This window comes from Microbacterium sp. LMC-P-041 (assembly GCF_030209555.1).
Classification (GTDB): domain Bacteria; phylum Actinomycetota; class Actinomycetes; order Actinomycetales; family Microbacteriaceae; genus Microbacterium.
On sequence record NZ_JARVRV010000005.1, the window covers coordinates 129,001 to 144,494 of the forward strand.

The 15,494-nt window shown below is 66.0% G+C and carries 23 protein-coding genes; 22 read left to right on the forward strand and 1 reads right to left on the reverse strand.

The window, feature by feature from the left end; translation table 11 throughout:
• Window positions 1–3 precede the first annotated feature (3 nt).
• From rplX to rplQ, 18 genes are all read left to right on the forward strand, one after another.
• On the forward strand, window positions 4–363 hold the full coding sequence (rplX, locus tag QRN21_RS10730; protein ID WP_045253837.1) for a 50S ribosomal protein L24: 360 nt from the start codon (window positions 4–6) through the stop codon (window positions 361–363).
• Window positions 363–953: a 50S ribosomal protein L5 gene (gene rplE / locus QRN21_RS10735; RefSeq protein WP_053097478.1), complete on the forward strand. Its 591-nt coding sequence runs from the start codon at window positions 363–365 to the stop codon at window positions 951–953. Before rplX ends, rplE begins: the two co-directional genes overlap by 1 nt.
• Window positions 954–1,073: 120 nt before the next feature.
• A complete protein-coding gene (gene rpsH / locus QRN21_RS10740) occupies window positions 1,074–1,472 on the forward strand; it encodes a 30S ribosomal protein S8 (RefSeq protein ID WP_045253835.1) in 399 nt (132 codons plus the stop codon).
• A gap of 6 nt (window positions 1,473–1,478) precedes the next feature.
• Window positions 1,479–2,015: a 50S ribosomal protein L6 gene (gene rplF, locus QRN21_RS10745; RefSeq protein WP_053097477.1), complete on the forward strand. Its 537-nt coding sequence runs from the start codon at window positions 1,479–1,481 to the stop codon at window positions 2,013–2,015.
• Between the two features lie 2 nt (window positions 2,016–2,017).
• Window positions 2,018–2,377 (forward strand): 50S ribosomal protein L18, encoded by a 360-nt coding sequence (gene rplR, locus QRN21_RS10750; protein WP_053097476.1) that lies wholly within the window; start codon window positions 2,018–2,020, stop codon window positions 2,375–2,377.
• Window positions 2,374–3,069: a 30S ribosomal protein S5 gene (gene rpsE / locus QRN21_RS10755; RefSeq protein WP_072591671.1), complete on the forward strand. Its 696-nt coding sequence runs from the start codon at window positions 2,374–2,376 to the stop codon at window positions 3,067–3,069. Before rplR ends, rpsE begins: the two co-directional genes overlap by 4 nt.
• Window positions 3,069–3,254, forward strand: coding sequence for a 50S ribosomal protein L30 (gene rpmD / locus QRN21_RS10760; protein WP_042538783.1), 186 nt, complete (start codon window positions 3,069–3,071; stop codon window positions 3,252–3,254). Before rpsE ends, rpmD begins: the two co-directional genes overlap by 1 nt.
• On the forward strand, window positions 3,254–3,880 hold the full coding sequence (rplO, locus tag QRN21_RS10765) for a 50S ribosomal protein L15 (protein ID WP_072591670.1): 627 nt from the start codon (window positions 3,254–3,256) through the stop codon (window positions 3,878–3,880). Before rpmD ends, rplO begins: the two co-directional genes overlap by 1 nt.
• Window positions 3,881–3,981: 101 nt before the next feature.
• Entirely contained in the window at window positions 3,982–5,304 is a 1,323-nt protein-coding gene (gene secY, locus QRN21_RS10770) for a preprotein translocase subunit SecY (protein WP_053097474.1), read from the forward strand.
• Complete coding sequence (locus QRN21_RS10775; RefSeq protein WP_285364018.1) at window positions 5,301–5,897, forward strand: adenylate kinase; 597 nt, start codon at window positions 5,301–5,303, stop codon at window positions 5,895–5,897. Before secY ends, QRN21_RS10775 begins: the two co-directional genes overlap by 4 nt.
• Window positions 5,898–5,907: 10 nt before the next feature.
• Window positions 5,908–6,756, forward strand: a complete 849-nt coding sequence (gene map / locus QRN21_RS10780) for a type I methionyl aminopeptidase (RefSeq protein WP_285364019.1) — start codon at window positions 5,908–5,910, stop codon at window positions 6,754–6,756.
• Between the two features lie 156 nt (window positions 6,757–6,912).
• A complete protein-coding gene (locus QRN21_RS10785) occupies window positions 6,913–7,572 on the forward strand; it encodes a DsbA family protein (protein WP_053097471.1) in 660 nt (219 codons plus the stop codon).
• A gap of 181 nt (window positions 7,573–7,753) precedes the next feature.
• Window positions 7,754–7,975 carry a translation initiation factor IF-1 gene (gene infA, locus QRN21_RS10790; protein ID WP_017201569.1) on the forward strand — a complete coding sequence of 74 codons (222 nt, stop codon included), beginning with the start codon at window positions 7,754–7,756 and terminating at the stop codon, window positions 7,973–7,975.
• A 64-nt stretch (window positions 7,976–8,039) separates the two neighbouring features.
• A complete protein-coding gene (gene rpmJ, locus QRN21_RS10795) occupies window positions 8,040–8,156 on the forward strand; it encodes a 50S ribosomal protein L36 (protein ID WP_033106073.1) in 117 nt (38 codons plus the stop codon).
• Between the two features lie 155 nt (window positions 8,157–8,311).
• Window positions 8,312–8,686, forward strand: coding sequence for a 30S ribosomal protein S13 (rpsM, locus tag QRN21_RS10800; RefSeq protein ID WP_047524098.1), 375 nt, complete (start codon window positions 8,312–8,314; stop codon window positions 8,684–8,686).
• Between the two features lie 31 nt (window positions 8,687–8,717).
• The gene (rpsK, locus tag QRN21_RS10805) at window positions 8,718–9,116 is read left to right on the forward strand and encodes a 30S ribosomal protein S11 (protein WP_045253826.1); all 399 of its coding nucleotides are present in this window, start codon (window positions 8,718–8,720) and stop codon (window positions 9,114–9,116) included.
• Window positions 9,117–9,251: 135 nt separating this feature from the next.
• The gene (locus QRN21_RS10810) at window positions 9,252–10,241 is read left to right on the forward strand and encodes a DNA-directed RNA polymerase subunit alpha (RefSeq protein ID WP_042538798.1); all 990 of its coding nucleotides are present in this window, start codon (window positions 9,252–9,254) and stop codon (window positions 10,239–10,241) included.
• Window positions 10,242–10,274: 33 nt separating this feature from the next.
• Entirely contained in the window at window positions 10,275–10,832 is a 558-nt protein-coding gene (rplQ, locus tag QRN21_RS10815) for a 50S ribosomal protein L17 (protein WP_053097470.1), read from the forward strand.
• A gap of 74 nt (window positions 10,833–10,906) precedes the next feature.
• Here the strand turns inward: rplQ and QRN21_RS10820 are convergent, their stop codons facing one another.
• Window positions 10,907–12,478, reverse strand: coding sequence for an AMP-binding protein (locus QRN21_RS10820; protein WP_187250332.1), 1,572 nt, complete (start codon window positions 12,476–12,478; stop codon window positions 10,907–10,909).
• 133 nt (window positions 12,479–12,611) lie between these two features.
• On the opposite strand from QRN21_RS10820, the gene QRN21_RS10825 reads away from it, so the two are divergent.
• Genes QRN21_RS10825 through QRN21_RS10840 form a run of 4 tightly spaced genes read left to right on the forward strand, consistent with a single transcriptional unit; the run spans window position 12,612 to window position 15,468 of the window.
• Window positions 12,612–13,412, forward strand: a complete 801-nt coding sequence (locus QRN21_RS10825) for a sulfite exporter TauE/SafE family protein (RefSeq protein ID WP_053097468.1) — start codon at window positions 12,612–12,614, stop codon at window positions 13,410–13,412.
• A gap of 60 nt (window positions 13,413–13,472) precedes the next feature.
• Entirely contained in the window at window positions 13,473–13,928 is a 456-nt protein-coding gene (locus QRN21_RS10830; RefSeq protein ID WP_056279753.1) for an FAS1-like dehydratase domain-containing protein, read from the forward strand.
• Window positions 13,928–14,326, forward strand: a complete 399-nt coding sequence (locus QRN21_RS10835) for a MaoC/PaaZ C-terminal domain-containing protein (RefSeq protein WP_056279756.1) — start codon at window positions 13,928–13,930, stop codon at window positions 14,324–14,326. The genes QRN21_RS10830 and QRN21_RS10835 overlap by 1 nt, the downstream gene beginning before the upstream one ends.
• 11 nt (window positions 14,327–14,337) lie before the next feature.
• Window positions 14,338–15,468, forward strand: a complete 1,131-nt coding sequence (locus QRN21_RS10840; RefSeq protein WP_053097465.1) for a UDP-N-acetylmuramate dehydrogenase — start codon at window positions 14,338–14,340, stop codon at window positions 15,466–15,468.
• Window positions 15,469–15,494 lie beyond the last annotated feature (26 nt).

The following is a 15,494-nucleotide window of genomic DNA, read 5'->3' on the forward strand; positions in this document are numbered from 1 at the left end:
GTCATGGCGAAGATCAAGAAGGGTGACCTGGTTCAGGTCATCACCGGAGCCACGCAGGAGCGTGGCGGCGACCGCGGCAAGCAGGGCAAGGTCCTCGAGATCCTGTCCGACAAGAACCGCGTCATCGTCGAAGGCGTGAACTACGTCACCAAGCACACGCGCGTCGGACAGACGCAGCGTGGCACCAAGACGGGCGGCCTCGAGACTGTCGAGGCCTCCATCCACATCTCGAACGTCGCACTCGTCGACCCCTCGACCAAGAAGCCGACCAAGGTCGGCCACCGGGTCGAGGAGCAGACCAAGGACGGCGTCAAGCGCACCGTCCGTGTGCGGTACGCGAAGAAGTCAGGTAAGGACCTCTGATGGCAACCACCGACGCTGCGGTGGCTGGCAAGATCCAGCCCCGCCTGAAGGCGAAGTACAAGGCCGAGATCCAGCAGAAGCTGCAGGATGAGTTCGGCTACACCAACGTGATGCAGATCCCCGGTCTGGTCAAGGTCGTTGTGAACACCGGTGTCGGTGAAGCGGCCCGCGACAGCAAGGTGATCGACGGCGCGATCGACGATCTCACCAAGATCACCGGTCAGAAGCCGCTCGTCACGAAGGCTCGCAAGTCGATCGCGCAGTTCAAGCTGCGCGAGGGCCAGGCCATCGGCGCACACGTCACCCTCCGCGGTGACCGTGCGTGGGAGTTCCTGGACCGTCTCGTCTCGCTCGCTCTGCCCCGTATCCGCGACTTCCGCGGCCTCTCGGGCAAGCAGTTCGACGGAAACGGCAACTACACCTTCGGTCTCCAGGAGCAGAGCGTGTTCCACGAGATCGATCAGGACAAGATCGACCGGGTTCGCGGTTTCGACATCACCGTCGTCACCACCGCGAAGACGGACGACGAAGGTCGCGCGCTTCTTCGTCACCTCGGCTTCCCCTTCCGTACGGAAGACGCCCAGGCGTAAGCGGTTTCGGGCGGGGCGCACAGCGCCCCGCCCGATCCCGTACAATTGAAGATTGCGTGTCATCGCAGGCCGTCTGTCGTGTAACGGCAGCCGGAACCTCATGAACAAAGGAAAACAACAATGACAATGACAGACCCGGTCGCAGATCTGCTGACCCGTCTGCGCAACGCGAACTCGGCGCATCACGACTCCGTGACCCTGCCGTCGAGCAAGCTCAAGACGCACATCGCCGAGATCCTCCAGCAGGAGGGCTACATCGCTGGATGGGAGACGACTGACGCTCGCGTCGGATCGAACCTCACCCTGCAGCTGAAGTACGGCCCCAACCGTGAGCGTTCGATCGCGGGCATCAAGCGCGTGTCGAAGCCCGGCCTCCGCGTCTACGCGAAGTCCACCGAGCTGCCCAGGGTCCTCGGCGGACTCGGCGTGGCCATCCTGTCCACCTCCTCCGGTCTCCTCACTGACCGTCAGGCAGAGCAGAAGGGCGTGGGCGGAGAAGTTCTCGCCTACGTGTGGTAATCGAAAATGTCGCGTATTGGACGACTTCCCATCGACGTTCCCGCGGGCGTGACCATCTCGGTCGACGGCCGTGAGGTCGCGGTGAAGGGCCCCAAGGGTGAGCTCACCCTGACGGTCGCCAAGCCCATCGAGGTCGCGGTCGAGGAGAACCAGGTTCTCGTCACCCGTCCCGACGACGAGCGTGAGTCCCGGTCGCTTCACGGCCTGACCCGCACGCTCATCAACAACAACATCATCGGCGTGACCCAGGGCTACACCAAGGGTCTCGAGGTCGTCGGAACCGGTTACCGTGTCGCTCAGAAGGGCAGCTCGGTCGAGTTCGCCCTCGGCTTCTCGCACCCGGTCCTCATCGACCCGCCCGCCGGTATCACGCTCACGGTCGAGGGCACCAACAAGCTCACCGTCAGTGGTATCGACAAGCAGGCTGTCGGCGAGGCAGCTGCGAACATCCGCAAGATCCGCAAGCCCGAGCCGTACAAGGGCAAGGGCGTGCGTTACGCCGGCGAGGTCGTGCGTCGCAAGGCCGGAAAGAGTGGTAAGTAACCATGGCTCTCAAGTCAAAGTCTGACGCCCGCGCGCGTCGTCATGCCCGCCTTCGCAAGAAGGTCGTCGGCACCGAGGCGCGTCCGCGTCTCGTCGTCAACCGCTCGGCTCGCCACGTCTTCGTGCAGCTTGTCGACGACAGCAAGGGTCACACCGTCGCGTCGGCATCGACGCTCGAGACCGACCTGCGTTCGCTCGAGGGTGACAAGACCGCCAAGGCCCGCAAGGTCGGCGAGCTTCTCGCCGAGCGTGCGAAGTCTGCCGGCGTTTCCGAGGCAGTGTTCGACCGTGGCGGAAACCGCTACGCCGGTCGTGTCGCCGCCATCGCCGACGGCGCCCGCGAAGGGGGTCTGGCACTGTGAGTGACAACAAGGAGAACGAAGTGACCGAAGCGGCAGCTGCCACTTCCGAGACTGCCACCGGCACCACGCAGGCAGAGCCGTCTCAGCGCGACAACCGCCGTGGCGGCCGTAGCGACCGCAACCAGGGTGGCCGTGACCGCAACTCCCGCGACCGTGGGGACAACCAGTTCCTCGAGCGCGTGGTCACCATCAACCGCGTCTCGAAGGTCGTGAAGGGTGGTCGTCGCTTCAGCTTCACCGCTCTCGTGGTCGTCGGCGACGGCAACGGTCTGGTGGGCGTCGGCTACGGCAAGGCCCGCGAGGTCCCTCTGGCGATCTCGAAGGGTGTCGAAGAGGCCAAGCGCAACTTCTTCCGCGTTCCGCGCGTCGGCAGCACCATCCCGCACCCCGTGCAGGGTGAGGCCGCAGCAGGCGTCGTCCTGCTCCGTCCGGCCGCTGCCGGTACCGGTGTCATCGCCGGTGGTCCGGTTCGCGCCGTGCTCGAGTGCGCCGGCATCCACGACGTGCTGTCGAAGTCGCTCGGCTCGTCGAACACGATCAACATCGTGCACGCGACGGTGACGGCCCTGAAGATGCTCGAGGAGCCCCGTGCGGTCGCCGCACGTCGTGGCCTCGAGTTCGACCAGGTCGCACCCGCGCGTCTCGTCCGTGCGGAGGCTGACGCCATCGCCGCACAGAAGGTAGGTGCCTGATGGCTGCGCGCCTGAAGGTCACGCAGGTCAAGTCCAAGGTGAGCGAGAAGCAGAACCAGCGTGACACGCTGCGCAGCCTCGGTCTGAAGCGAATCGGTGACAGCACCGTTCGCCCCGACGACGCGCAGACGCGCGGTTACGTCAAGACCGTCGCCCACCTCGTCAAGGTTGAGGAGATCGACTAATGGCTGAGAAGAACGAAGCCGCAGGCGCCGAGAAGGCCCCGAAGAAGGCTGCCGCTCCCAAGGCCGCAGCCGAGAAGAAGCCCGCCGCCAAGAAGGCACCGGCGAAGGCGACCGAGGCCAAGGCCGACGCCGTCAAGAAGCCGGCTGCCAAGAAGGCTGCGCCGAAGAAGGATGCTCCGGCATCCCGCCCCGGCGTGCTGAAGGTGCACCACCTGCGTCCGGTCCCCGGATCCAACACCGCGAAGACCCGTGTCGGTCGCGGTGAGGGCTCCAAGGGTAAGACCGCGGGTCGCGGTACCAAGGGCACGAAGGCTCGCAACACCGTTCGCGTCGGCTTCGAGGGTGGGCAGATGCCTCTGCACATGCGCACCCCGAAGCTGCGCGGGTTCAAGAACCCGTTCCGCGTCGAGTACCAGGTCGTGAACCTGGAGAAGCTCGCGGAGCTGTACCCCACGGGTGGCGACGTCACCATCAGCGACCTGGTCGCCAAGGGTGCCGTTCGCAAGAACGAGAAGGTCAAGGTTCTCGGAGACGGCGACATCGCCGTGAAGCTCACCGTCGCGGTCGACAAGGTCTCGGGTTCCGCCGAGCAGAAGATCGTGGCGGCTGGCGGATCCGTCAAGTAACCACTTCATGAGAGGGGTCGGAGATTCTCCGGCCCCTCTTATGGGTTAGCCTGTTCTTTCAGCCGTCCTTCAGGGATCGGCAACCTTTCAGGAGGACGTCCTTGTTTAGCGCCATCGCGCGGATCTTCCGCACGCCCGACCTGCGTCGGAAGATCGGTTTCACCCTCGCCATCGTCGCCATCTACCGGCTTGGCTCGAATGTGCCTGCTCCGTTCGTGAACTTCCCGAACGTCGAGGAGTGCCTCGCGCTGAACTCCGGGACGGAGGGACTCCTCGGACTCGTCAACCTGTTCTCGGGTGGCGCGCTCCTCCAGCTCTCGATCTTCGCCCTCGGCGTGATGCCGTACATCACCGCGACGATCATCACCCAGCTCCTTCGCGTGGTCATCCCTCACTTCGAGGCTCTGCACAAAGAGGGCCAGGCCGGCCAGGCCCGTCTGACCCAGTACACGCGCTACCTCACCATCGCTCTCGCACTGCTGCAGTCGACGACGCTGGTCACGGTGGCCCGCAGCGGTCAGCTCTTCGGCACCACCGACATCGCCGCGTGCCAGAACCTCCTCACCAACGACGTGTGGTGGGCGCAGCTGCTCATCATCATGGCGATGACCGCCGGCACGGGCCTCATCATGTGGTTCGCAGAGCTCGTCACCGAGCGCGGTATCGGCAACGGCATGTCGCTGCTCATCTTCACCTCGATCGCCGCCACGTTCCCCGGAGCCATGTGGCTCATCTGGGAGAGCAAGGGCTTCGAGGTCTTCCTCCTGGTGCTTCTGGTGGGAATCATCGTCATGGGGCTCGTCGTCTTCGTCGAACAGTCCCAGCGGCGCATCCCGGTGCAGTACGCCAAGCGCATGGTCGGTCGCCGCACCTACGGCGGCACCAACACGTACATTCCGATCAAGGTCAACATGGCCGGTGTGATCCCCGTGATCTTCGCCTCGTCGCTGCTGTACATCCCGGCGCTCATCGCACAGTTCAACACCCCTCAGGACGGCTCCGAGCCGGCAGCGTGGGTCACCTGGATCAGCGCGAACTTCACGACCGGCAACAGCCCGATCTACATGGCCGTGTACTTCCTGCTGATCATCGGCTTCACGTACTTCTACGTCGCGATCACCTTCAACCCGGTCGAGGTCGCCGACAACATGAAGAAGTACGGCGGATTCATTCCCGGCATCCGTGCCGGTCGTCCGACTGCCGAGTACCTCGACTACGTGCTCACGCGCATCACGCTGCCCGGGTCGATCTACCTCGGCCTCATCGCGCTGATCCCGCTCATCGCTCTCGCCACCGTGGGCGCCAACCAGAACTTCCCGTTCGGCGGCGCCTCGATCCTCATCATCGTGGGCGTCGGTCTCGAGACGGTCAAGCAGATCGACGCACAGCTGCAGCAGCGACACTACGAAGGGCTCCTCCGATGACTCGATCAGCTCGTCTCCTCATCGTCGGTCCGCAGGGCTCGGGGAAGGGCACGCAGGGCGTCCGCATCGCAGAGTCCTACGGCATCCCGGTCGTCTCGACGGGCGACATCTTCCGCGCGAACATCAAGGAGGGCACGCCGCTCGGCCAGCAGGTCACGGCGATCCTCGACAAGGGCGATCTCGTTCCCGACGAGCTCACCAGCGAGATCGTTCGCGATCGCCTCTCGCAGGACGATGCAGCCAAGGGCTTCCTGCTCGACGGCTACCCCCGCAATGCCGCGCAGGTCGGGCACCTCGACGCGTTCCTCGGTGCCCGGGGGGAGTCCCTCGACGCCGTCATCCTGCTCGACGTCCCGCGCGAAGAGAGCATCGAGCGTCTCAAGCTCCGTGCAGCGGAGCAGGGTCGCTCGGATGACACGGATGAGGCGATCGCACACCGTCTCGACATCTACGAGCACGAGACGGCCCCGATCCTCGAGGTCTACGGCCCCCGTGGGATCGTCGACCGCATCGACGGCGTGGGCTCGCTCGACGAGATCACCGAGCGCGTGTTCGCGGCGCTGACCGCACGCGGTCTGCGCCTCGCGGCCTGATCACCGAACGATGTTCCGCAAGTCGATCTACAAGAGCGCGGCTCAGCTGCGTGCGATGGTGGAGCCCGGTCTCATCACGGCGGCTGCGCTCGACGCCGTGCGGCCGCTGATACGACCCGGTGTCACGACTCTCGAGCTCGACGCCGAAGCGAACCGTGTGATCCTCGCCCGTGGCGCGGAATCGAACTTCCAGCTCGTTCGCGGATACCGGCACACCACCTGCATCTCGGTGAACGAAGAGGTCGTCCACGGCATCCCGGGTGAGAGGGTCCTTCAGGCAGGCGACATCGTCTCGATCGACTGCGGCGCGCAGTACCAGGGCTGGAACGGCGACAGCGCCATCACCGTCGTCGTCCCTGATGAGACGCGCCCCGAGCTGGTCGCCCGGCGCGAGGAGCTCTCGCGGGTCACGGAGGGTTCGATGTGGGCGGGGATCGCCGCCATGGCGTCCGCTTCGCACCTCGGTGACATCGGAGCCGCGATCCAGGGTTACATCGAGGCACAGGGCCCGTCAGCCGTCTCCGGCGAGACGTACGGCATCCTGCGCGAGTACGTCGGCCACGGCATCGGACGCAAGATGCACGAGGCGCCCAGCGTCTTCAACTACCGCACGCCCGACCCGGGCGCCGAGGTCAAGCCCGGTCTCGTGCTGGCGATCGAGCCCATGGTCACTGCCGGCAGCGACGAGACCTTCGTCGAGGACGACGACTGGACCGTCTCGACGGTCGACGGCACCGACGGCTCGCACTGGGAGCACAGCGTCGCACTGCACGCGGACGGGATCTGGGTGCTGACCGCGGCAGACGGGGGAGCGGCCGGTCTCGCCCCGTTCGGCGTGACGCCGACCCCGATCGCCTGAAGCCGGCGCTGTCGGTCACGACGCGATCGGCGATCCAGCGCTCGATCACAACGTGCGCATAGGTTTCTCCGGGCACAATGGGTGTATGGGTGCGCGTGCGCCCGAGGACTTCAAGCCGGGTCCGCCATCGGCGGACCGCGACAGAAACGGAAAGCAATGGCAGCCGCGAAGAGCAACACCAACTGGTTCGTGATCGGCGTCTCGGCGGCAGTGGTGGTCGTGCTGGCCGTTCTGGCCTTCGTCGTCGTGTTCCTGAACAACCAGGCGACCTCCCCGGGCACGGCCCCGCAGAGCTCGATCGTGAACGAGGAGACCGGCGCCATCTCGTTCGGGTCGGGCGAGGACGAGATCGACACCTACGTCGACTTCATGTGCCCCGTCTGCGGGCAGTTCGAGGACGTCTACGGCGAGCAGCTGCAGGCGGCAGCCGCCGACGACAAGATCACGCTGAACATCCACCCGGTGTCGATCCTCAACCGCTACTCGACGACGGGGGAGTACTCCTCGTTGTCGGCCGGCTCGATGTACTGCGTCGCCGCCGAGGCTCCCGACTCGACTCTCGACTACTTCAACCTGCTTTTCGCGAACCAGCCGGAGGAGAACTCGGCCGGTCTCAGCGTCGAGGAGCTGAGCGCGCTCGCCGAGCAGGCCGGAGCAGGCGCCGCGGCTGACTGCATCGCCGACGGCACCTACAACAAGTTCGCCGACTCGCAGACGAAGGCGCACGAGATCACCGGAACCCCGACCGTCGAGGTCAACGGGAACCGCATCGAGAACAGCGAGATCGAGGCGGAGTTCGCCAAGATCCTCGGCTGATCCCGTCTCATCCGATCAACGGGAGTTCCGGCATTCTGCTCAGGTTGCCGGAACTCCCGTTGTCGGATAACATAGATCCTTGGTGCCTTGCGCCTTGATTCGGCGTGTCTGAATCGGCAGAGGTATCGCAATCCAATCACCCACCGCAGATCGACCGGTCTGCAGAAGCGTCAGCGAGGCTATGGCTAAGAAAGACGGTGTCATCGAGATCGAGGGCGTGATCTCCGAGGCTCTGCCCAACGCGATGTTCCGCGTTGAGCTCTCCAACGGACACAAGGTCCTTGCAACGATCTCAGGCAAGATGCGGCAGAACTACATCCGCATCATCCCCGAAGACCGTGTGGTCGTGGAGCTCAGCCCCTACGACCTGACCCGCGGACGAATCGTCTACCGCTACCGCTGATCGGTCGAGAAGTAACACCCCAGGCACTCAGCCTGCCCGGTGAAGACAGCGAATAGGACACATCATGAAGGTCAACCCCAGCGTCAAGCCCATGTGCGATCACTGCAAGGTGATCCGCCGTCACGGCCGCGTCATGGTCATCTGCAAGAGCAACCCGCGCCACAAGCAGCGCCAGGGCTGAGCGCCCGTCGGCGATGCCGACGGACTCTTCGGATCTGACTCACAACTCAATACACACAACGGCAGGATCAGATCCCACGCGAGTGGGGGACACCTCGGGGCGGAGGCCCGAGCACCGATCCTGCTCCACACCTCCACAACACTCAGGAGAACCGCATGGCACGTCTTGCCGGCGTTGACATCCCGCGCGATAAGCGCGTGGTGATCGCCCTTACCTACATCTACGGCGTCGGCCGTACCCGCTCGGTCGAGATCCTCAAGGCTACGGAGATCGACGAGAGCATCCGCGTGAAGGACCTCAGCGATGACCAGCTGATCGCCCTCCGCGACTACATCGAAGGCAACTACAAGGTGGAGGGTGACCTGCGCCGCGAGGTCGCCGCAGACATCCGCCGCAAGGTCGAGATCGGCTCCTACGAGGGCATCCGCCACCGTCGTGGCCTCCCGGTCCGTGGTCAGCGCACCAAGACCAACGCCCGTACCCGCAAGGGCCCGAAGCGCACCGTCGCAGGCAAGAAGAAGGCCCGCTAAGCGCGGCCCCAGGGACTAGGAGAACACTTTCATGGCTGCACCCAAGGCCGCCGCGCGCAAGCCGCGCCGCAAGGAAAAGAAGAACATCGCGCTGGGCCACGCCCACATCAAGTCGACGTTCAACAACACGATCGTCTCGATCACCGACCCGTCCGGCGCTGTCATCAGCTGGGCATCGTCGGGTGGCGTGGGCTTCAAGGGCTCGCGCAAGTCGACGCCCTACGCCGCTGGAATGGCTGCCGAGTCGGCCGCCCGCCAGGCGCAGGAGCACGGCGTCAAGAAGGTCGACGTCTTCGTCAAGGGACCGGGCTCGGGTCGCGAGACCGCGATCCGTTCGCTGACGGCCGCCGGCCTCGAGGTCGGCTCGATCCAGGACGTCACGCCGCAGGCGCACAACGGCTGCCGCCCGCCGAAGCGCCGCCGCGTCTGATCCGGCTTGTTGAGCCGCTCGGTCCTTCGGGTCCGAGCGGCTCGACGCCCGCCAGCGCGGGCATCGACTCCCAAAACTCAAGACCTCACCCCACCACATGTCATATAGCGGGCATGTGATCGAAAGGAACACAGAGTGCTTATTGCACAGCGTCCCACACTGACCGAGGAAAAGATCGTCGAGAACCGTAGCCGGTTCATCATCGAGCCTCTGGAGCCCGGCTTCGGATACACGATCGGCAACGCGCTTCGTCGCAGCCTGCTGTCGTCGATCCCCGGCGCCGCGGTCACCAGCGTTCGCATCGACGGCGTGCTGCACGAGTTCAGCACCATCCCCGGCGTGAAGGAGGATGTCACCGAGATCATCCTCAACATCAAGCAGCTCGTGGTCTCGTCGGAGCGCGACGAGCCCATCACCGCTTACCTGCGCAAGACCGGTTCGGGCGAAGTGACCGCCGCTGACATCTCGGCTCCGGCCGGTGTCGAGGTCCAGAACCCCGAGCTCGTCATCGCGACGCTCAACGAGACGGCGAAGTTCGAGCTCGAGCTCACGATCGAGCGTGGCCGCGGCTACGTCTCGGCGACGCAGAACCGCAACGAGTACGCCGAGGCCGGTCAGATCCCGATCGACTCGATCTACTCGCCGGTGCTCAAGGTCAGCTACCGCGTCGACGCCACCCGTGCGGGTGAGCGCACCGACTTCGACAAGCTCGTCCTCGACGTCGAGACCAAGTCCGCCATCAGCCCCCGCGACGCCGTCGCTTCGGCTGCGAAGACGCTCACCGAGCTGTTCGGTCTCGCCCGCGAGCTGAACGTCGAGGCTGAGGGCATCGAGATCGGCCCGGCACCGGTGGAGGCAGTGAACTCCAGCGAGCTGTCGATGCCGATCGAGGACCTCGACCTCTCCGTCCGCTCGTACAACTGCCTGAAGCGTGAGGGCATCAACACTGTTTCCGAGCTCGTCGCCCTGTCGGAGACGCAGCTCATGAACATCCGCAATTTCGGCCAGAAGTCGGTCGACGAGGTGCGCGACAAGCTCATCTCGCTCGGTCTGTCGCTCAAGGATTCGGTGCCCGGTTTCGACGGCGCCCACTTCTACGGCGGCAGCGAAGACGAGTCCTTCTGATACCCGACCTTTCTGACCAGGAGTTAGACGATTATGCCCAAGCCCACTAAGGGTCCCCGCCTCGGAGGCGGCCCCGCACACGAGCGCCTGCTGCTTGCCAACCTCGCGGCGGCTCTGTACACCCACAAGTCGATCAAGACGACCGAGACCAAGGCCAAGCGCCTGCGTCCGCTCGCCGAGCGCCTGATCACCTTCGCCAAGCGCGGAGACCTGCACGCTCGTCGTCGCGTTCTCTCGGTCATCGGCGACAAGAGCGTCGTGCACACGCTCTTCGCCGAGATCGCCCCGCTGGTCGCAGACCGTGAGGGTGGCTACACCCGCATCACGAAGGTCGGCAACCGCAAGGGTGACAACGCCCCCATGGCAGTGATCGAGCTCGTTCTCGAGCCCGTCACCCCCAAGGCGAAGTCCACCAAGAAGGCTGCCAAGGCTGAGAAGCCGGCCGAGGTCGTCGAGGAGGCTCCCGCTGAGGAGGCTCCCGTCGAGGAGGCTCCGGCAGACGAGACCGTCGAGGCCGGCGCCGAGTCGCAGGCCGAGGGCGAAGCAGCCGAGGCTGCCGCCGAGGACGCTGTCGAGAAGAAGTCCGAGTAAGCACCTCGCTCACTCGAAGAAGCCCGCCGCCCCGTGAGGGACGGCGGGCTTCTTCGTGTATCCGGCGCCTGGACTCAGCGTGCGCGCAGATCCTTGCGCAGGATCTTGCCGGATGCCGACTTGGGAATGGCGTCGATGAACTCGACCTGCCTCACCTTCTCATGAGGCGCGACATGGGCGGCGACGTGCGCCATCACCGCATCCGCGTCGAGGTCTGCTCCCTGCTGCGCGACCACGAACGCCTTGGGTACCTCCTGTCCATCCGCGTCGGGCACACCGATCACGGCCGCATCGGCGATGGCCGGATGCTCGAGCAGGACCGCCTCGAGCACGGCCGGCGCGACCTGGTAGCCCTTGTACTTGATGAGCTCCTTGAGACGGTCGACGATCCGGAAGATGCCGTCGTGCGTCACCGTCGCCACGTCGCCGGTGTGAAGCCAGCCGTCGCTGTCGAGCATCTCGGCCGTCGCATCCGGCCGGTTGAGGTATCCGGCCATCACCTGGGGACCGCGGATCAGGAGCTCGCCCGGTTCGCTGGCGCCCTCGGCCGGTGCAGTGACATCGGAGCCGTCCTCCGCGACGAGACGCGCCTCCGTGTTCGCGAGCAGCATCCCCACGGATGAGCGGTCGATGTCAGGGCGGTCGTACGGGATCGCGTGCGTGACCGGGCTCGTCTCCGTCATTCCGTAGCCCTGACAGACCGTGCACCCCAGCCGATCGGCCACTGCGGATGCGAGAGCGCCGTCGAGCGGAGCAGCCCCCGAGAAGATGACCTTGATCGCGGAGGTGTCGTACTGATCGATGAGCGGATGCTTCGCGAGCGCGACGGCGATCGGCGGCGCGATGAAGACCCAGCTCGTCCGGTGCTCCTGCACGACCCGGAGGAACTCCGTCAGGTCGAACTTCGGCATCGTGACAAGAGCCGCGCGCTGGCGCAGCGCGAAGTTCAGCAGCACCGTCATCCCGTAGATGTGGAAGAACGGCAGGACGGCGAGTACTCGGTCGTCGTCTCCGAGAGAGATCGTCGAGCGGCACTGGCTGACGTTCGCGATCAGGTTGCGGTGGGTCAGCATGACGCCCTTGGGCCGGCCGGTCGTTCCCGAGGAGTAGGGGAGTACGGCGAGATGCGTCGCCGGGTCGAAGCTCACCTCGGGAGCGGGGCGACCCTCGCCGAGCAGGGCAGGCAGCGATGGATGCCCCTCGGCGCCGTCGAGGACGATCACGTGGTCGTCGGCGAGTCCGACGGCGTCCGCGGCGGCCTTCGCGCCCGGCAGCAGCGGCGAGACGGTGATCAGCCACGTCGCCTCGGCGTCGGTCAGCTGGTTCGCGATCTCCTCGGCCGTGTACAGGGAGTTGATCGTGGTCGCCGTCGCTCCTGCCCGCAGGATGCCGTGGAAGACCGTCGCGAAGGCGGGGATGTTGGGACAGAGGACCCCGACCTTCGTTCCGACGTCCACCCCTCGCGCTGCGAGCGCGCCCGCGAAGAGGTCGATCTGGGCGATCAGCTGACGGTAGGTCGTGGTGGCGCCGCTGACTCCGTCGACGAGGGCGACTGCGTCGAGACGGTCTTCCTCGACGTCTCCGAAGAGGAACTGGTGGATGGAGACCGCGGGGATCTCGACATCGGGATAGGAACTGCGCACCATGAGATCTCCTTCGATCCGGGTCATCGACGACGCCGTCTGATGCGATCCAGTGTCGCACAGGAGGAGACCCGGTCCCAGGGGTAGGGGGGACACATGACCGAGGTGCCGACGCCGCGGAGAGTAGGCTGATCCGGTGAGCGATGCAGAGACCCTGAGCAGAGGGCCTCGCGCCTATACGGCATTCATCGGGATCGGCCTGATCGCAGGCCTCCTCTCCGGCCTCTTCGGCGTCGGCGGCGGCACGGTGATCGTTCCGCTGCTCGTGCTCTTCCTGCATTTCAATCAGCGTCTCGGCGCCGGCACGTCGCTCGCAGCGATCGTCCCGACGGCGACGGTGGGCGTGATCTCCTACGCGATCAACGGATCGGTGGCGTGGATCCCCGCTCTCATCCTGGCGGCAGGCGCCGTCGTGGGTGCGCAGATCGGCACGCGGCTGCTGCCGAAGATCTCGCAGACGGTGCTGCGCTGGTTCTTCGTCGGCTTCCTCGTGATCGTGATCGTGAGCCTGTTCCTGGTCGTCCCTTCGCGCGATGCCGAGTTCGAGCTGGAGCTGCTCAACGGGCTCGCGCTGCTCGCGGTCGGAGTCGGCACCGGAGTCCTCGCCGGTCTGATCGGTGTCGGCGGGGGCGTGATCGTGGTGCCCGTGCTGATGCTCGCATTCGGTACGAGCGACCTCGTGGCCAAGGGCACGTCGCTGCTCATGATGATCCCGACCGCGATCTCGGGCACCATCGGCAACCTGCGCAATCACAACGTCGATCTCGTCGCCGCGGCGATCGTCGGGGTCTCCGCCTGCACGACCACCGCGCTCGGAGCCTGGCTGGCCACTCTGATCGACCCCACGGTGGGCAACATGCTGTTCGCGGCATACCTCGTGGTGATCGCGGTGCAGATGGCGATGAAGGCGATCAAGGGGCGCAAGAAGAAGGACTGAACGCCCTTAGTTCCGGCTTACGGGCACCGTGCCCCATGACCGAGAAAGTAGGATCGAGGGGTGGCAGTCAACCAAGATCTGGTCGGCCGGGAGTTCCCGCCGACGTCCCCTTACCTCGTCGGCCGTGAGAAGGTGCGTGAGTTCGCGCGTGCCGTCTTCGCCGATGCACCGCAGCACACCGACGTCGAGGCGGCTCGCGCAGCCGGTTTCGCCGACGTCGTCGCGCCCCCGACGTTCGCGATGGTCATCCAGGACCACACCCTCCAGCAGCTCCTCGCCGAACCGGACTCTGGCATCGTCCTGGCGCGCACGATCCACGCCGAGCAGAAGTTCGCGTACTCGCGCCCCATCGTCGCGGGTGACGAGCTCACAGGTCGACTGCGCGTGACCGGCATCCGCATGATGGGCGGAAACGCCATGATCACCAGCGCGGCCGAGATCACGGATGCCGACGGCGAGCACGTCGTCACCGCCACCAGCGTGCTGCTGGTCGGCGCGGAAGAAGGAGCCGAGTGATGCCGTTCGCTGTCGGAGACGTCGTCGCGGAGCGCACCGTCCATCTCACCCGCGAATCGCTCGTGCGGTACGCAGGAGCATCGGGTGACTTCAATCCGATCCACTACCGGGACGACATCGCCGCCGAGGTGGGTCTGCCGGGAGTGCTCGCGCACGGCATGCTCACGATGGGCATCGCGTCGTCGGTGGTCGTCGCGGCTCTCGAACCGGGAACGCGGATCCTCGACTACGGCGTGCGCTTCACCAAGCCGGTCGTGGTGCACCCGACCGAGGGAGCGGACCTCCACGTCATCGCGACCGTCGGTGCCGTCGACGACGAGTCGACTCGGATCGATCTCAAGGTCACGTTCGCTGAGACGACGGTCCTCGTCAAGGCGCAGCTGCGCGTCGCCTCCTGATGGGCGGCGCTGTGCACGAGGTCGAGCCGCTGAGGCTCGCGACTCTCACGACCCTGCGCACGGGAGGCGCCCCGGAGCGCATGCTCGAGGCATCGACCACGGCGGAGCTGATCGACGCGCTCACCGATGTCTGGTCACGCGGCGACGAGTGGTTCGTGCTGGGCGGAGGATCCAACCTGTTCATCGGCGACGAGTCGTTCGAGGGGACGGTCATCCGCGTCCTCACCCGCGGCATCGAGGAGCTGCCCTCGCCGCACGCGGGACGCATCAGGCTGCGTGTGCAGGCGGGGCATGGCTGGGACGATCTCGTCGCCTATGCGGTCGAGCACGGTTACGCCGGTCTCGAGGCGATGAGCGGCATCCCGGGCACCGTCGGCGCCTCACCCGTGCAGAACATCGGGGCATACGGGCAGGAGATCCAGGAGACCCTGGTCGAGGTCGAGCTGATCGACGAGGCCACCGGCGAGGTATCGGTGGTGCCGGCATCCGAACTGGGGCTCGGTTTCCGCACTTCCGTGCTCAAGCATCACTACGGCAGCGTGCCGCAGCGCCGTGCCGTCATCCTGTCGGTCACGGTCGACCTTCTCGTCGCTGACGAGCGGGTGGTGCGCGGCGAGCAGCTCAGGAGGGCGCTGGGTCTGGACTCCGACGCCCCGGTGCCGCTGACCTGGGTGCGCGAGCGGATCCTCGCCACCCGCGCCTCGAAGGGGATGCTGCTCGACGAGAACGATCCGGACACCCATGGCGTCGGCTCGTTCTTCCAGAATGCGATCGTGCCGGAGGTCGTGGCCCGTGCTCTGCCGCCCGAGTGCCCGCGGTGGCCGGTGACCCCGGATCTGGATACCGTCACGGTGATCCCGCTCGCCTCGTACGACGGGTATGTCCCTCCCGCCAAGCCGGAGGCCCCCGACGTCAAGGTGAGCGCAGCGTGGCTGATCGAGCAGGCCGGAATCCGCAAGGGGTTCAAGCTGCCGCGCTCGCGCGCCTCGGTCTCGACGAAGCACGCGCTCGCCCTCACCAACCGGGGCGGGGCGACAGCGGCCGAGGTCTCGGAGCTCGCACGATTCATCCAGAGCCGCGTCCATTCGGAGTTCGGTCTCGTGCTGCAGCCGGAGCCCGTGCTGCTCGGCGTCGAGCTCTGAGTCGCGACGCAGCGAGCCCGCGCCCG

Bases quoted from the DNA above. Each gene is read 5' to 3' on its own strand.
- rpsM (WP_047524098.1), top strand. From the start codon at position 8,312: ATGGCACGTCTTGCCGGCGTTGACATCCCGCGCGATAAGCGCGTGGTG.
- rpmD (WP_042538783.1), top strand. From the start codon at position 3,069: ATGGCTGCGCGCCTGAAGGTCACGCAGGTCAAGTCCAAGGTGAGCGAG.
- rplF (WP_053097477.1), top strand. From the start codon at position 1,479: ATGTCGCGTATTGGACGACTTCCCATCGACGTTCCCGCGGGCGTGACC.
- rpsH (WP_045253835.1), top strand. From the start codon at position 1,074: ATGACAATGACAGACCCGGTCGCAGATCTGCTGACCCGTCTGCGCAAC.
- rplQ (WP_053097470.1), top strand. From the start codon at position 10,275: ATGCCCAAGCCCACTAAGGGTCCCCGCCTCGGAGGCGGCCCCGCACAC.
- rplR (WP_053097476.1), top strand. From the start codon at position 2,018: ATGGCTCTCAAGTCAAAGTCTGACGCCCGCGCGCGTCGTCATGCCCGC.
- rplX (WP_045253837.1), top strand. From the start codon at position 4: ATGGCGAAGATCAAGAAGGGTGACCTGGTTCAGGTCATCACCGGAGCC.
- QRN21_RS10820 (WP_187250332.1), bottom strand. From the start codon at position 12,478: ATGGTGCGCAGTTCCTATCCCGATGTCGAGATCCCCGCGGTCTCCATC.
- infA (WP_017201569.1), top strand. From the start codon at position 7,754: ATGGCTAAGAAAGACGGTGTCATCGAGATCGAGGGCGTGATCTCCGAG.
- rpsK (WP_045253826.1), top strand. From the start codon at position 8,718: ATGGCTGCACCCAAGGCCGCCGCGCGCAAGCCGCGCCGCAAGGAAAAG.
- map (WP_285364019.1), top strand. From the start codon at position 5,908: ATGTTCCGCAAGTCGATCTACAAGAGCGCGGCTCAGCTGCGTGCGATG.
- rpmJ (WP_033106073.1), top strand. From the start codon at position 8,040: ATGAAGGTCAACCCCAGCGTCAAGCCCATGTGCGATCACTGCAAGGTG.
- rplO (WP_072591670.1), top strand. From the start codon at position 3,254: ATGGCTGAGAAGAACGAAGCCGCAGGCGCCGAGAAGGCCCCGAAGAAG.
- QRN21_RS10785 (WP_053097471.1), top strand. From the start codon at position 6,913: ATGGCAGCCGCGAAGAGCAACACCAACTGGTTCGTGATCGGCGTCTCG.
- rplE (WP_053097478.1), top strand. From the start codon at position 363: ATGGCAACCACCGACGCTGCGGTGGCTGGCAAGATCCAGCCCCGCCTG.
- QRN21_RS10835 (WP_056279756.1), top strand. From the start codon at position 13,928: ATGCCGTTCGCTGTCGGAGACGTCGTCGCGGAGCGCACCGTCCATCTC.
- QRN21_RS10775 (WP_285364018.1), top strand. From the start codon at position 5,301: ATGACTCGATCAGCTCGTCTCCTCATCGTCGGTCCGCAGGGCTCGGGG.